Raw genomic sequence first — 14,477 nt, 5'->3', positions numbered from 1 at the left:
TCAAAACCCCTATCTTGCGGACGCCGGGTGAGCCGGAAGTGGCTGGAAGTTGCGTGAAAAAGGGTGGAAAAGGTGGTTGCGGTGGCGGGAAAAACAAAACGCACCGGCGTGAACCGGTGCGTTGAGATGCTGTAGGGGTAGGAGTCGAACCTACACGAGGCAGTTAGCCATAGCACAAATAAGATTAGTGGTCAACCCATTACGCTACGTTTATCCCGTGATCCTCACCCCCGAGACGAGAGGGCATGTCTGCCAATTTCATCACCCCACAAAGTTGATAATTCCCTTGGCTGGGTAAGCGTTGTTTTCAACGATTATGATGCAAATCTAAAGAGAAGGGGTATTTTTTGCAAATTTTTTAAGAGAAATTTTGGAAATTTCGAGATTTTTTAAATATTTGCATGTAAGTTTAAAACATTCAAAAACACTTTGTCAAAATGAGCCACAATTTAAATATTGACAAACTGGACCTGCAGATCATCAGCGAGATGATGTCTAACGCTGAAATCTCCTATGCTGACCTGGGGAAGAAGCTGTTCGTATCAGGCGGTACGATCCATGTAAGGATGAAGAAACTGCAAGAACTGGGTATCGTTAAAGGTACGAGATTACATGTAGATTTAAAAATGATCGGGTACGACGTCATCGCCTTCATCGGCATTTTCCTCGAAAAAAGCTCCATGTACGACACTGTGGCGAAGGAATTGCGCAAGCTTCCCGAGATCGTTCGCCTTAATTATACCACCGGCGGCTGGAGCATGTTCGCAGAAATCATTTGTAAGGATATCTCCAACCTCCGCCGCGTACTGCACGACGAGCTCCAGAAAATCAAGGGGATCGAGCGCACCGAAACGTTCATTTCCCTCGAGGAAAGTTTCACGCGCACCATCAACGTAGTAGAGTAAGGCCGCAGGTTTCACGTTATGAGCGAAAGGCAAAAAGGGAGACGGTCGCCGTCGCCCTTTTTGCCGTTTTATACGGATCACCTGAATCCCAACCTCCTTCCCATCGCCGGGCTCAGCTCCGGCAACTTCCTCCTTTCGATCAGGAAACTAGTCAGCCGCGCAATGTCTGCGAAGATGTAATGCTTGTCCAGCGCACCTTTCAGGTAATCTCTCCCGGTACTTCCGCCCGTTCCGATCCGCGTGCCGATCACTCTTTGCACCATGCTCATGTGCCGGTACCGCCAGGTGCTCAGTTGCTCGTCGATTTCCAGCAAGGCGTTCAGCAGCTGGAAAGGCAGTTGCAGCAAGGGATAGCCGCGGTACAGCATGATGAACAGCGCCGCGCGGCTCGCCCTGGGCGATAAATGGCCCGCGCCTTCACCGTCCCCGAAAACCTTGTCGAAATACGCGCGGTTGGCCTGTTCCGCGTCTGCGAGGCCGGCCATATAAATGTTGCGGTAATCGTTGAACCACAGCGAATCGCCGGCGGCGGAAGCGTTGGTGGCGGGTTGATAATCGGCCCAGTTGCCGGGCTCTTCGAAGAAGGGCATGCGCTCCAGCCAGTCGTTGAGGAGTTTCAGCACGGAGGGTTCCCGCTCAGCCCTTCGGATAATTTCGATCTTGTCGGGGGTGAGCTGGGAGATGTAATATTCCTGTCCGAAGCGGTTTTCGTATTGCAGGCCCAGCCTGGCTTCGAGGGTTTTGAACTGCCAGCTCTGGAAGCCCGACGCGGGGCGCAGCATGTCGCGGAAATCGAGGAAATCCATGGGCGTCATCGTTTCCATGATATCGATCTGCTGCACGAGCAGCTTGAGGATGGTGACGCTGCGGTTCAGGCGGTGAACGACCGTTTGCAATTCAGGGGAATTATCGTTCACGGCGGGTTTGCTCATGATATCGGCTACGGATTCCACTTCGAAAAGCAGTTGTTTGAACCACAGTTCATACGCCTGGTGGATGACGATGAAGAGCATTTCGTCGTGCGCGGGGAGGCCCAGCTTGTCGGATTCCGGGTGTTGTGCGTTCAATATGGCGTCCAGTTGCAGGTACGGGCCGTACTGCACATTCGTTTGTTGCATGTGTTGGAAGGATAAGATTGAGGAATGGGCCGCACTGGCGGCCGTTCAGAAGAATAACGGTCGGGAGCGGTTCAGGTTGGGCTTTTGATGATGTTTTTCCAGATATTCATGGCGTCGGTTTAGAGCGAGGGTGTTTTGCCGCCATCTACGGGCAGGTTGATACCGGTGATGTAAGCGGCGGCGGGCGAAGCCAGGAAAGCGACGGCGGCGCCGAATTCGGAGGGTTCGCCGAAGCGCTGCATGGGGATTTCCTGGCGCCATTCTTCGGCTACGGTGGCTTCGGGAACGCCGCGGCTTTCTGCGTTGGCGCGGAATAGGCTGCGGAGGCGGTCGGTGCTCATGGAGCCGGGGAGCACATTATTGACGGTAATCCCGAAAGGCGCCAGTTCGCCGGCGAGGGTCTTGGCCCAGTTGGCGACGGCGGCGCGGATGGTGTTGGAGACGCCGAGGTTGCGCAGCGGGGTTTTGACGGAAGTGGAAATGATCTGGATGATGCGGCCATAGCCGGCCGCCTTCATTCCCGGGACTACGGCCTGCGCCAGCAGCTGGTTGCAGACCAGGTGGGCCTGGAACGCGGATACGAAGGCGCCGCCTTCCGCTGCGAGGATCGGGCCGCCCGAGGGGCCGCCGGTATTGTTGACGAGGATGTGAACGATGCGGTCGTTGGTAATGGTCCGGATGACGGATTGTACCTGTTCGGGCTGGTTGAAGTCGGCCGGGAACCAGGCGTGCTGCTGGCCCTGGGACACGTCGAGCGAAGCCACGGCGGCCTTCAGCGGCCCTTCGCTGCGGGCGATGAGGATGCAGCTGGCCCCCAGCAGGGCGATTTCCCGGGCGGATGCGAGCCCCAGGCCCTGGGAGCCCCCGCAGATAACAGCGGTTTTACCTGTGAGCGCGATGTTCATGCGGTAAAAGTAAGGAATCAGCCCCGATCCCCGCACGGCGTATGATTTTTTTTCATTAGGTTTGCAATACATAAAACTGCACCCAGGCCGTTCAGGAAATAGGTATATTTTTTGTTACTTCACGATAGAACGGCTGAAATACAAGACATTTACAGCATTACAAATTAGATTAATGGAATATAACACCGCACGCAATCACCTCATCATGCGGGAGTACGGCCGGAACGTACAGCGGATGATCGAATACATATTGACGCTGAAAGACCGTGAGCACCGTCAGCAACAGGTTTCTGCCGTCATCGAACTGATGGGCATCCTGCAGCCGCACCTCCGCAACGTGGAAGATTTCCGGCATAAACTGTGGGACCACCTCTTCCTGGTATCCGATTTCAGGCTGGATGTGGATTCCCCATATCCCATCCCCACCCGGGAAACGCTGCGTTCCAAACCCGAGCGCCTGCCCTATCCCAAAAAACACCCCCGCCACCGCCACTTCGGGAAAAACCTCGAACGGGTGATCGATAAAGCCCTCGCCACCGAAAACCCCGAAATGAAGGACGGTTTCGTGCAGGTGATCGGCAATTACATGAAACTGGCCTACGGGAACTGGCATAAGGAAAACGTGCATGACGACGCCATCCGCGCCGAACTGTCGGCTATCACCCACGGCGAACTGCAGTATTATCCCACATCCGGCAATGCCAACCCGGCGCCCGTGATCAGCATGGAAACCCAGTTCCGCGCTCCCGGCAACACCACCGCCCCTGCTCCGAACAGCAACAACAATAACAACAAACGTAAGCAGTTCCAGCAGAACAACTACAAGCAGAACAAAAGCAACAAGAACAAACACAAATACAACAAAAACAGGAACAAGTGATCAACGCGTTCGAAGTTAGAGGCGGCAACCGTCTGAAAGGAGAAATTATACCGCAGGGAGCCAAAAACGAAGCATTACAGATTATCAGCGCGGTACTGTTGACACCCGGAAAAGTGACCATCAGCAACATCCCCGACATCGTGGACGTTAACCTGCTGATCGAACTGCTGGCAGACGCCGGCGTGAAAGTAAACCGTGTTTCCCGCTCCGTTTGCGAATTCCAGGCCGATGCCGTAAACATGGATTACCTGGAAAGCCCCGAATTCAAAAAGAAATCCGGCCGCCTGCGCGGCTCCGTTATGATGGCCGGCCCCCTGCTGGCCCGTTTCGGTAAAGCATATATCCCCAAACCCGGGGGCGACAAAATCGGCCGCCGCCGGCTCGATACGCACGTGATCGGGTTCGAGCGCCTGGGCGCCTCCTTCGTGTACGATACGGACGATAACTATTTCCGCCTGGAGTCGCCCAAAAGCGGCCTCAACGGCACTTATATGCTGCTCGACGAGCCCAGCGTAACCGGCACCGCCAATATCGTAATGGCCGCCGCGCTGGCCAACGGCACTACCACCATATACAACGCCGCCTGCGAACCTTACCTGCAGCAGCTTTGCAAAATGCTCAACAGCATGGGCGCTAAAATCAAGGGCGTAGGTTCCAACCTCCTCGAGATCGAAGGCGTTTCCGGCCTGAACGGCTGCGAACACGCCATGCTGCCCGATATGATCGAGATCGGGTCCTTCATCGGCCTCGCCGCCATGACGCAATCCGAAATCACCATCAAGAACGCAGGTATCAAAAACCTCGGCATCATCCCCGAAAAATTCGGGCTGCTGGGCATCAAAATGGAATACCGGGGCGATGATATCTTCATCCCCGAACAGGAAAGCTACGAGATCCAGAACTTCCTCGACGGCTCCATCCTCACCATTTCCGACCACCCCTGGCCGGGCTTTACGCCGGACCTGCTGAGCATCGTGCTCGTAGTGGCCACCCAGGCGAAAGGCAGCGTGATGATCCACCAGAAAATGTTCGAAAGCCGGCTGTTCTTCGTAGACAAGCTGATCGACATGGGCGCCCAGATCATCCTTTGCGACCCGCACCGCGCCGCTGTGATCGGCCTCGGCCGTCAGCACCCGCTGCGGGGCATCACCATGAGCAGCCCGGACATCCGTGCCGGCGTTTCGCTCCTGATCGCCGCGCTCAGCGCACAGGGGAAAAGCACCATCCATAACATCGACCAGATCGACCGCGGCTACCAGTATATCGACGAGCGCCTGCGGAACCTGGGAGCAGATATCAAGCGCGTCTAAACCACATGGCATCCAACAAGATCATAATTATTACCGCTCCCTCGGGCGCGGGTAAAACCACCATCGTACGCAAACTGCTGGCAGACATGCCGCAGCTCGCCTTCTCCATCTCCGCCGCCACCCGCTCGCCCCGCGACACGGAAACGCACGGGAAGGACTATTACTTCATGTCGCCCGAAACCTTCCAGGAGCATATCGAACAGAACGACTTCGCCGAATATGAAATGGTATATGCCGGGAAGTATTATGGAACGCTGAAGAGCGAACTGCAACGGATTTGGGACAACGGGCAAACGCCCATGGTGGACATCGACGTGAAAGGCGCACTGAGCATCAAGGAAAAATACCACGGAACGGCGCTGACCGTCTTCATCCAGCCTCCTTCGCTCGACGCGCTTCGGGTACGCCTCAGCGAGCGGGGAACGGAAACCCAGGCGAGCCTGGACGAAAGGCTGGGGAAAGCACGGTACGAGCTTTCGTTTGCGAAGGAATTTGATTATATTGTTGTAAATGAGGTGCTGGAAACGGCTTACGCCGAAGTGAGGAAACTGATCGAAACCTTTTTGGCCCATTAACCGTTATTGATGGGCGCGATTGCCGTAGCCCTTAAACACATATCTTTGAACGGATGGATATTTACACGATCGTTTTACTGGTTTTAGTGATATTGCTGGCGGGTTTCTTCGCCGGCATGGAAACGGCGTTCGCCAATATCAACCGGCTGAGCATCGAACTGAAGAAGAAACAGGGCCGTGTAGCCGGCAGGATCCTGGCCGGCTTCAGCGATCACCCCGCCAAAATCCTGGCCACCAGCCTCATCGGCCTCACCATCAGTATCGTTATTTATAGTATGCTGGTTGCCGGATGGCTGGACCAACTGTGGCTCACCATCTGGAAATCGGAAGAGCAGGTGGCGAAGTTCGTGGCATTGACGCTTTTCATCGAGATTTGCGCGGCTACGCTGCTGGTACTGTTTTTCGGTTTTTTTATCCCGCGAAGCATCTTCCGCTCCCGCCCCGAAGCCTTGCTGAGCTTTTTCGCATGGCCCATTTCAGTACTGTCGAAACCTTTTTACGTGATCGGCGCCATGCTGGAGTCGATTTCGGAGTGGATACTGAAATACCTGTTCAATGTGCGCATCATCGAGAACAAGAGTTCCTTTGGGCGGGTAGACGTGGAATATTTCATCCGCCAGAGCCAGCAGCACATGGGTGAAAGTCAGGAACTGAACACCGAGCTGTTCGAAAACGCCCTCAGCCTGGTGCATGTCAAGATCCGGGGATGCCTCATCCCGCGGAAAGAGATCGAAGCGCTGGACATTTCCGCCACGATAGAAGACTGCCGGAAGAAGTTCATCGATACCAAATTGTCCAAAGTCATCATTTACGAACAAAATATTGACAATATTCTCGGATATGTGCACCAGCTGGACATGTTCAAGAACCCGAAAGATATTCGCGCCGTCATCCACCCCATCCTCGCCGTGCCCGAAACCATGAGCGCGATCGATTTGCTGGGGAAATTCAACAAGGAGCGGAGAAGCATCGCCTGGGTGGTAGACGAGTTCGGCGGAACGGCCGGTATCGTGACGATCGAAGACGTGCTGGAGGAGATTTTCGGGGATATCAAGGATGAGCACGATGTGGAAGAGTTCGTGGAAAAGCAGATCGCGGAGAAGGAATACATTTTTTCCGGCCGCCTGGAGCTGGATTACCTGAACGAGCGGTACGGGTTCGATTTCCCGGAAGACGAAAGCGAGACCCTTTCCGGGTACATCATTTCCCATTACGAGACGATCCCGCGGTTGAAGGAGCGCATTATCATCGACAACTACGAGTTTGACGTGCTGAATGTGACGGATACGCGGATCGAAATGGTGAAAATGAAGATCCTGGATTAAAGCAATCCGGCCTGATTGTTGCTGTAGTTTAGGGGAATGGCTGTATTTTCAGGCTGTTCCGGAAAAGGGAAAAAGTCCGCTATTTCCACCAAAAGCAAAGTGTATCAGTTGATTGGCAGCCGGTTAGAAAATGATTTCAGTTATATTTATTTTTTAATATAATATTATAGCTGCAAAATCGTTTTTTACAAGAGTGGTAGGAAATTAACACGAACGGAAAGCCTTTAGGTGCTGATACGTAACACAATAATTTGATTTTTGTTAAAAGGTTGTAAAAAACTTTGTTGTAACATTGATAATACGATATTTCTTTCTATTTTTGTTTTAGAAAATTGAATGCTTTAGTCACGATTGCGACTTACATCTGAATAGCTTGCCATTAAAGGGTGCAAGTTTCAATCTTACAGAAGCGAAAAAGACATTCTCGAATTCAACTTTTTTGGGGTTAACAAACAATGGATGAAAGGCCGGCTCTTGATTCTTCTCGGGCTGGCTCTTTTTTTTGCCCTATATCAATCTCCTCTTACTTTCTCGTAATTTTCTTATTACCTTAGCCACCGTTTTTTTTCACATTCAACTCTTCGGGGCATGTTATATTTGTGCTCCTGATTCTGATAGCGCATGTTAAAGAAGTTATTCTCGAGTAACGAAGAAAAAGCAGAGATGTCGTTTTTCGACCACCTGGAAGAACTCCGGTGGCACCTGGTTCGCTCTGCAGCTGCGATTGTGATCGTGAGCATCCTGGGGTTCGTGTTCACAGACTGGATCCTGACCAAAGTGATCTTCGGCCCCACACAGGCCGACTTCCCCACCTACAGATGGATTTGCTCCGCCAGCCATTATTTCGGCCTGGGCGACAAAATGTGCATCACACCGCCCCACATCGTTTTCCAGAACACCAAAATGGCCGGCCAGATCATGCTCCAGTTCAAACTTGCCATGATCATCGGCGTGATCGGCGCTTTCCCGTACGTTTGCTGGGAACTGTGGCGGTTTATCCGCCCGGCCCTGAAAGACAATGAGGCCAAGGGTTCCAAGGGCGTGATCTTCTGGGTGACCCTCCAGTTCCTCATGGGTATCGCGTTCAGCTACTTCCTCATCGCCCCTTTCATGATCAACTTCCTCGCCAGCTATACCGTGTCTGATGTGATCAAGAACGACTTCTTCATCGACGATTATTTCGGGCTGATGTCGCAGATCATCATCGGGATGGGCGCGCTGTTCGAAATGCCGATCCTCGTGTATTTCCTCACCAAGCTGGGCATCCTTACGCCTACCTTCATGCGGAATTACCGTCGCCACGCCATCGTAGTCATCCTCGTACTGGCGGCCATCATCACGCCGCCCGACATACTTGACCAATTGCTCGTTTTCGTACCTTTATACCTGCTGTATGAAGTAAGTATCCTGATCTCGGCCAAAACGTATGCGAAGAAAGAAAAAGCGGAACTCGAGGAATGGTCCTGATAACACAGCAGATTCAACTACCATCAACACCACTTAAAAATCCATTGGGTATGGAACAAACGACATTCGATCTTTCCCTGCCGATCGCCATCGGGTCTGACCACGCCGGGTTCGATTATAAGGAAGAAGTGATTTCCTGGCTAGAAGGGAAAGGGGTACAGGTAAAAGATTTCGGCACTTATTCTGCCGACTCCGTGGATTACCCTGATTTCGCGCACCCGGTATCCGGCGCGGTGGAAGACGGAACGCATGCCTTCGGCATCCTGATCTGCGGCAGTGCGAACGGTGTGGCGATCACGGCCAACAAACACCAGGGCATCCGCGCGGCCATCTGCTGGGGCGACGAGCTTTCCCGCCTGGCCAGGAGCCACAACAACGCCAACGTGCTCTGCATCCCGGCGCGCTTCGTGAGCGTGCCTACGGCAACCGAAATGGTGGACGTATTTATGTCTACCCCTTTCGAAGGCGGCCGTCACGAAAACCGTGTGAAGAAGATCGCCTGCATGTAGACCGCGCAGGGCCGCGTCTTTCCGCAAATATTTCTCGAAGAGGCTGTGCAAACAGCCTCTTTTTATTTGAATGGTAGCGGTGGCAACACCCGTAAACCTTAATTTTAGCGCATTAAAAACCTGCGAATGAAGAAACAATCGATGCTGGCCTGCCTTCTTGCCATCGGGACCGCCGCCTGCGCTCAGAAGGCCGCCACGCCCCTGAAGCGCACCGCCGCCACGCCCTACGCGGAGACCATCACGGCCGCCAAGCTCAAAAAACACCTGTTTATCGTAGCCGGCGACGAAATGGAAGGCCGCGAAACCGGCACCCCCGGCCAGTATAAAGCCGCCAAATATATCATCGAACAGTTCAGGGCCGCGGGGCTCCGGCCCGGTGCCGGCAACGGCGAATGGGAACAGCCTTTCTCGCTCATGCAAGACACCCTGGCACAAAGCTCCATCCAGGCCGGCGGCAAAACCTTCTCATTCGGACAGGAATATTACGCCTCCGTGAAGGAAGCCGTTAACCAGCAACTCGGCACCACGCCCGCCGTATTCGCCGGTTATGGCGTTGCCTCCGAAACCTCAGACCCCTGGAAAGGAATGGACGGTAGCGAAAAGATCGTCGTTTTGGCAGAAGAAGATGGCGCCAAAAAAGGCGCGATCTCCGATAAACTCCGCAACGCTGCCGGGCATGGCGCCGTAGCGGTATTCATGGTCAGCGAGCGATACAACATCGGCGGCCGCGGCGGCTCCCGCATGCGCCGCACCGGCCTCTACTGGCCCATGATGAAAACCATGGAATACATCCCCAACACCTACTTCGTATCTCCCGAAGTGGCCAGCGCCATCTTCGGAAAACAATGGCCGGAACTGGTGGCCGCCGCCAAAACCGGCACCACGCCTATCACCGGACAGGTAACCGCCCTCGAATTCAAAAAGGGAACGGAGGAAATAAAATCCAGCAACGTGCTTGGCATCCTGCCCGGTACCGATCTGAAAGACGAATACGTCTTCGTAACGGCGCACTACGACCACATAGGCGTAATCAACGGGCAGATCCATAACGGCGCGGACGACGACGGTTCCGGAACGGTATCCGTCATCGCCATGGCAGACGCTTTCATGAAAGCGAAGAAAGCCGGCAAAGGCCCGCGCAGAAGCATCGTGTTCATGACTGTTTCCGGTGAAGAGAAAGGACTGCTGGGGTCGCAATATTATACCGACCATCCCATCTATCCCCTCGCACAAACCGTTACCGATCTCAACATCGACATGATCGGGCGGATAGACGACGAACATAAGAAGGATACGAACTACGTGTACATCATCGGCGACGACAAGCTCAGCTCCGACCTTCGCCCCATCAGCGAAGCGGCCAACAGGCACACGGGCCTCAACCTGGATTACAAGTACAACGATCCCAACGATCCCAACCGGTTCTACTATCGTTCAGACCACTATATGTTCGCGCAGCATAAAATTCCCATCATCTTCTACTTTAACGGGGTGCATGAGGATTACCATCGCTCGGGCGACAAACCGGAAAAAATCCACTACAACCTCCTGGCGAAACGCGCCAAACTGGTGTTCTACACCGCATGGGAGGTCGCCAACCGGAAAGACAGGCTGAAGGTAGACAGGAACGAGAAATAACTGAAAACGGCCTCCGGGCCGTTTTTTTATGCCCTTGCGCGACGTTGTTTATCCACTTATTTCGTGATCCGGCCGTCAAATCGTACTTTTACCACTCGCAAATTTTTTCAGTGATGAGTGCAAACTATTTAGACGGCCTGAACGACCGGCAAAGAGAAGCGGTATTGACCCTGCAAGGGCCGCTGATGATCATTGCCGGCGCCGGATCGGGCAAAACCAAGGTACTGACGACGAGGATCGCCCACCTGATGCGCAACGGGGTGGACGCTTTCAACATACTTTCCCTGACGTTCACCAACAAGGCAGCCAAGGAAATGAAGGAACGTGTGGAGAAGATCCTCGGCAGCAACGAGGCCCGCAATCTCTACATCGGTACCTTCCACTCCGTGTTTGCCCGCCTGCTGCGTGCAGATGCGCCGAAGATGGGCTACCCCAGCGATTTCACCATTTACGATGCAGACGATGCCAAGAGCGTGGTGAAAACCATCATCAACGAGCTGAACCTCGACGATAAACACTACAAACCGAACCTCGTATACAACCGCATCTCCGCGGCCAAGAACAGCCTCATCGGTCCGGAAGCGTACCAGGTGGATTATTACCTCCAGCAGGAAGACCAGCGCGCCAGCCGCCCCCTGACCGGGAAAATCTACGACATGTACGTGAAACGCTGCTACAAGAACGGCGCCATGGACTTCGACGACCTGCTGTTCAAGATGTACCAGCTGCTGAAAGGTTTCCCCGACGTGCTCGCCAAGTACCAGCACAAGTTCAAGTACATCATGATCGATGAGTACCAGGATACCAACCCCGCACAGTACGAAATCGTCAAACTGCTGGGCGCCGTACATGAAAATATTTGCGTGGTGGGAGACGATGCACAGTCGATTTACTCCTTCCGCGGCGCCACCATCCAGAACATCCTCCAGTTCGAAAAAGATTACGACGATGTGAAAGTGGTGAAGCTGGAACAGAATTACCGCTCCACCAAATCCATCCTCCACGTCGCCAACGAAGTGATCTCGAAAAATAAGGGACAGATCGAAAAGAACCTGTGGACAGACAATGTGGAGGGCGACAAAATCAAACTCGTTCGTACCAATACCGATAACGAAGAAGGCAAAATGGTGGCCGACAGCATCGCCGAACTGAAGCTGCGCAACCACTTCGCCAACCGCGATTTCTGCATCCTCTACCGCACCAACGCGCAAAGCCGGTCGTTCGAGGAAAGCCTTCGCCGGCAAGCCATTCCCTACCGGATCTTCGGCGGGCTTTCGTTCTACCAGCGTAAGGAGATCAAGGATTTCATCGCTTACCTGCGGATCATTTCCAATTCCCGCGACGAAGAAGCCCTCAAGCGCATCATCAACTACCCCGTTCGCGGCATCGGTAAAACCACCATCGAGAAGGTGTCTATCTTCGCCAACGACCAGAACATCACTTTCTGGGAAGTGCTGGAAAGAGCGAACGAATTCGGTTTCAAAGGCGGGACCCTCGAAGCCATCGCGAATTTCGTGATCATGATCCAGAGCTTCCGCGTGATGCTCGACAAACATAACGCCTACGAAGTGGCAGTGCAGGTAGGTAAAAGCACCGGCATCGTGAAGGAGCTCTTCAACGACAAAACCACCGAAGGCCTTGCCCGCTACGAAAACGTGCAGGAATTGCTGAACTCCATCAAGGAATTCACCGAAACGCCGACGGAAGACGGCGAACTGCTCGACGATAAATCCCTCGGCATCTACCTCCAGCAGATCACCCTGCTCACCGATGCGGACAATACCAACGACGAGAACAGCGATGTGGTGAAACTCATGACCATCCACGCATCCAAAGGGCTCGAATTCCCGGTGGTATTTAACGTGGGGCTGGAAGAAGGGCTGTTCCCGAGCGGATTGTCCATCAACTCCCGCGAAGAGCTGGAAGAAGAGCGCCGGCTTTTCTATGTGGCCGTGACGCGCGCCAAGAGCCGGCTGTTCATCACTTACGCCAATAGCCGTTACCGCTTCGGACAGTTGCAGCAGAACGAGCCGAGCCGCTTCCTGGAAGAAATTCCCGAGAAGTACCTCGATCGCAGCTATGCCGGCGGCGGCCTCCGCAACAGCGCATCCATGGGCGGCGGCGCTTCCTGGGGCACGATGTTCGACAAGCGCAAGGCGCCGGGCGCACCGGCAGGGCCTTCCCGCCCCGCACAACAGGAGCCGCGGCCCCGCGTGATCTCTTCTCCCGCAGCCACGAACCATACGCCGTCGGCCAACTTTACGGCAGACGATCCGGCGAACATGGAAGTAGGCATGGACGTAGAGCACCAGAAATTCGGGTTCGGAAAGATCACCGGCTTAGAAGGCGCGCCCAACAACCGCATCGCCACGGTGATGTTCCCCAAGGCGGGCGGCGAAAAAAAGATCATGCTCAATTACGCCAAACTCATGATCGTTCGGCAGTAATTTTTCATAACATTACTCACCCGGGCCGGCCGATCAACGGCCGGTCTTTTTTTTGAGAACATGAGCAGCAGCGATATGGAAAAGCTACGCCACTATTGCGCTTACCAGGAAAGGTGCCATTCCGAAGTGAAAGAGAAATGCCGGGAACTGGGGCTTTACGGAGATGCGGCCGACGAGGCTATCGCGCAACTGGTGCAGGACAATTTTTTGAACGAGGAACGCTACGCCCGCGCCTACGCCGGCGGGAAGTTCCGTATGCGGCAATGGGGCCGGAAGAAGATCAGCCTGATGCTAAAGCAGAAACAGGTGTCCGATTACTGTATCCGGAAAGGATTGTCGGAAATCGACCCGGAAGATTACGACCGGGTGCTGAAACAGCTCGCGGAACGGAAATTCGCCAGTCTGAAGGGAGAACAGCCGATGAAACGGACGTGGAAAACCATGCAGTACCTGTTGCAAAGGGGCTTCGAATCCGACCTTTCCCGCGAAGTGATTGAAGAAATTTCAAAAAAGCCCGAATAATACTGCATGATTTCAAAACTTTCTAAGTTATTGCTGCGTAAATTTGAGGTCGTTTCGCTAGAATCAAAATCGTATGTCAGATTTAACCGTTTCGCTCGTTCAGGCGAATTTGCATTGGGAAGATATTGCGGCCAACCTGGCCATGTTCGATGAAAAAATCGACGCCATCAAGGAAAGGACGGAAGTGATCGTGCTGCCCGAGATGTTTTCCACCGGCTTCAGCATGGCGCCGGAAAAGCTGGCCCAGCCGATGGACGGGTCTGCCGTACAATGGATGAAGCAGAAAGCGAAACAAAAGAACGCCATCATTACCGGGAGCCTCATCATCGAGGAAAACGGCCAATATTTCAACCGTCTCCTCTGGATGCTGCCCAACGGGCAATTCGGCACCTACAACAAACGCCACCGCTTCGGCTTCGCCGGGGAAGACGATCATTACGAAGCGGGCGACAAACGCCTCATCGCTTCCGTAAAAGGCTGGAAAATCAACCTGACAGTGTGTTACGACCTGCGTTTCCCCGTTTGGAGCCGCAACACCATCAAGGACGACGGGCAGCCGGAATATGACGTCCTCATCAACGTCGCCAACTGGCCCGAGCGCCGCAGCACGCCATGGAAAGCCCTCCTGCAGGCGCGCGCCATCGAAAACCAGTGCTACATGATCGGCGTGAACCGCGTCGGCAACGACGGCAACAACATCTACCACAGCGGAGATACCAGCCTCATCGACCCCGTCGGCGAGATCATTTACCGCAAAGAGCACGACGAAGATGTGTTTACCTACACCCTTAGCCGTCAGCACCTCGACGAACTGCGTGCGAAATTCCCTTTCATGAAAGACGCCGACCGTTTCATGATCCTCTAAAAAATCGAGTG

Annotated in this window: 13 protein-coding genes; 11 read left to right on the top strand and 2 right to left on the bottom strand. The window is 53.9% G+C overall.

Features of this window, described 5'->3' with window-relative positions; translation table 11 throughout:
- Positions 1-437: 437 nt before the first annotated feature.
- Positions 438-905: an Lrp/AsnC ligand binding domain-containing protein gene (locus tag EJ361_RS11565; RefSeq protein WP_126245778.1), complete on the top strand. Its 468-nt coding sequence runs from the start codon at positions 438-440 to the stop codon at positions 903-905.
- A gap of 77 nt (positions 906-982) precedes the next feature.
- On the opposite strand, the gene EJ361_RS11560 is transcribed toward EJ361_RS11565, so the two are convergent.
- Both EJ361_RS11560 and EJ361_RS11555 read right to left on the bottom strand, forming a co-directional pair.
- Positions 983-2,023: a tryptophan 2,3-dioxygenase gene (locus tag EJ361_RS11560; protein WP_126245777.1), complete on the bottom strand. Its 1,041-nt coding sequence runs from the start codon at positions 2,021-2,023 to the stop codon at positions 983-985.
- A gap of 119 nt (positions 2,024-2,142) precedes the next feature.
- Entirely contained in the window at positions 2,143-2,928 is a 786-nt protein-coding gene (locus EJ361_RS11555) for an SDR family oxidoreductase (protein ID WP_126245776.1), read from the bottom strand.
- 172 nt (positions 2,929-3,100) lie between these two features.
- On the opposite strand from EJ361_RS11555, the gene EJ361_RS11550 reads away from it, so the two are divergent.
- The 10 genes from EJ361_RS11550 to EJ361_RS11505 all read left to right on the top strand — a co-directional run bounded on the left by EJ361_RS11550 (position 3,101) and on the right by EJ361_RS11505 (position 14,466).
- Complete coding sequence (locus EJ361_RS11550; RefSeq protein ID WP_126245775.1) at positions 3,101-3,808, top strand: DUF4290 domain-containing protein; 708 nt, start codon at positions 3,101-3,103, stop codon at positions 3,806-3,808.
- Complete coding sequence (gene murA / locus EJ361_RS11545; protein ID WP_240646612.1) at positions 3,805-5,118, top strand: UDP-N-acetylglucosamine 1-carboxyvinyltransferase; 1,314 nt, start codon at positions 3,805-3,807, stop codon at positions 5,116-5,118. The genes EJ361_RS11550 and murA overlap by 4 nt, the downstream gene beginning before the upstream one ends.
- Before the next feature lie 5 nt (positions 5,119-5,123).
- A complete protein-coding gene (gene gmk, locus EJ361_RS11540; protein WP_126245774.1) occupies positions 5,124-5,693 on the top strand; it encodes a guanylate kinase in 570 nt (189 codons plus the stop codon).
- A 53-nt stretch (positions 5,694-5,746) separates the two neighbouring features.
- Positions 5,747-7,018, top strand: coding sequence for a hemolysin family protein (locus EJ361_RS11535; RefSeq protein WP_126245773.1), 1,272 nt, complete (start codon positions 5,747-5,749; stop codon positions 7,016-7,018).
- A gap of 621 nt (positions 7,019-7,639) precedes the next feature.
- Positions 7,640-8,485, top strand: a complete 846-nt coding sequence (gene tatC / locus EJ361_RS11530; protein WP_126245772.1) for a twin-arginine translocase subunit TatC — start codon at positions 7,640-7,642, stop codon at positions 8,483-8,485.
- Between the two features lie 50 nt (positions 8,486-8,535).
- Complete coding sequence (gene rpiB / locus EJ361_RS11525) at positions 8,536-8,994, top strand: ribose 5-phosphate isomerase B (RefSeq protein WP_126245771.1); 459 nt, start codon at positions 8,536-8,538, stop codon at positions 8,992-8,994.
- A 126-nt stretch (positions 8,995-9,120) separates the two neighbouring features.
- The gene (locus EJ361_RS11520; protein WP_126245770.1) at positions 9,121-10,632 is read left to right on the top strand and encodes a M28 family peptidase; all 1,512 of its coding nucleotides are present in this window, start codon (positions 9,121-9,123) and stop codon (positions 10,630-10,632) included.
- Between the two features lie 113 nt (positions 10,633-10,745).
- The gene (locus tag EJ361_RS11515; RefSeq protein ID WP_126245769.1) at positions 10,746-13,079 is read left to right on the top strand and encodes an ATP-dependent helicase; all 2,334 of its coding nucleotides are present in this window, start codon (positions 10,746-10,748) and stop codon (positions 13,077-13,079) included.
- A gap of 60 nt (positions 13,080-13,139) precedes the next feature.
- Positions 13,140-13,601 carry a regulatory protein RecX gene (locus EJ361_RS11510; RefSeq protein ID WP_126245768.1) on the top strand — a complete coding sequence of 154 codons (462 nt, stop codon included), beginning with the start codon at positions 13,140-13,142 and terminating at the stop codon, positions 13,599-13,601.
- Between the two features lie 73 nt (positions 13,602-13,674).
- On the top strand, positions 13,675-14,466 hold the full coding sequence (locus EJ361_RS11505; RefSeq protein ID WP_126245767.1) for an amidohydrolase: 792 nt from the start codon (positions 13,675-13,677) through the stop codon (positions 14,464-14,466).
- Positions 14,467-14,477: the final 11 nt, after the last annotated feature.

Source organism: Chitinophaga rhizosphaerae, from assembly GCF_003958645.1.
GTDB classification, from domain to species: Bacteria; Bacteroidota; Bacteroidia; order Chitinophagales; family Chitinophagaceae; genus Chitinophaga; species Chitinophaga rhizosphaerae.
Note: the sequence above shows the minus strand (reverse complement) of the source record. Positions and strands in the feature narration are given on the sequence as shown.

What these genes read in the sequence shown, in the direction of transcription:
- EJ361_RS11565 (WP_126245778.1), top strand. Translation starts at nt 438, where the DNA reads ATGAGCCACAATTTAAATATTGACAAACTGGACCTGCAGATCATCAGC.
- EJ361_RS11560 (WP_126245777.1), bottom strand. Translation starts at nt 2,023, where the DNA reads ATGCAACAAACGAATGTGCAGTACGGCCCGTACCTGCAACTGGACGCC.
- EJ361_RS11555 (WP_126245776.1), bottom strand. Translation starts at nt 2,928, where the DNA reads ATGAACATCGCGCTCACAGGTAAAACCGCTGTTATCTGCGGGGGCTCC.
- EJ361_RS11550 (WP_126245775.1), top strand. Translation starts at nt 3,101, where the DNA reads ATGGAATATAACACCGCACGCAATCACCTCATCATGCGGGAGTACGGC.
- gmk (WP_126245774.1), top strand. Translation starts at nt 5,124, where the DNA reads ATGGCATCCAACAAGATCATAATTATTACCGCTCCCTCGGGCGCGGGT.
- EJ361_RS11535 (WP_126245773.1), top strand. Translation starts at nt 5,747, where the DNA reads ATGGATATTTACACGATCGTTTTACTGGTTTTAGTGATATTGCTGGCG.
- tatC (WP_126245772.1), top strand. Translation starts at nt 7,640, where the DNA reads ATGTTAAAGAAGTTATTCTCGAGTAACGAAGAAAAAGCAGAGATGTCG.
- rpiB (WP_126245771.1), top strand. Translation starts at nt 8,536, where the DNA reads ATGGAACAAACGACATTCGATCTTTCCCTGCCGATCGCCATCGGGTCT.
- EJ361_RS11520 (WP_126245770.1), top strand. Translation starts at nt 9,121, where the DNA reads ATGAAGAAACAATCGATGCTGGCCTGCCTTCTTGCCATCGGGACCGCC.
- EJ361_RS11515 (WP_126245769.1), top strand. Translation starts at nt 10,746, where the DNA reads ATGAGTGCAAACTATTTAGACGGCCTGAACGACCGGCAAAGAGAAGCG.
- EJ361_RS11510 (WP_126245768.1), top strand. Translation starts at nt 13,140, where the DNA reads ATGAGCAGCAGCGATATGGAAAAGCTACGCCACTATTGCGCTTACCAG.
- EJ361_RS11505 (WP_126245767.1), top strand. Translation starts at nt 13,675, where the DNA reads ATGTCAGATTTAACCGTTTCGCTCGTTCAGGCGAATTTGCATTGGGAA.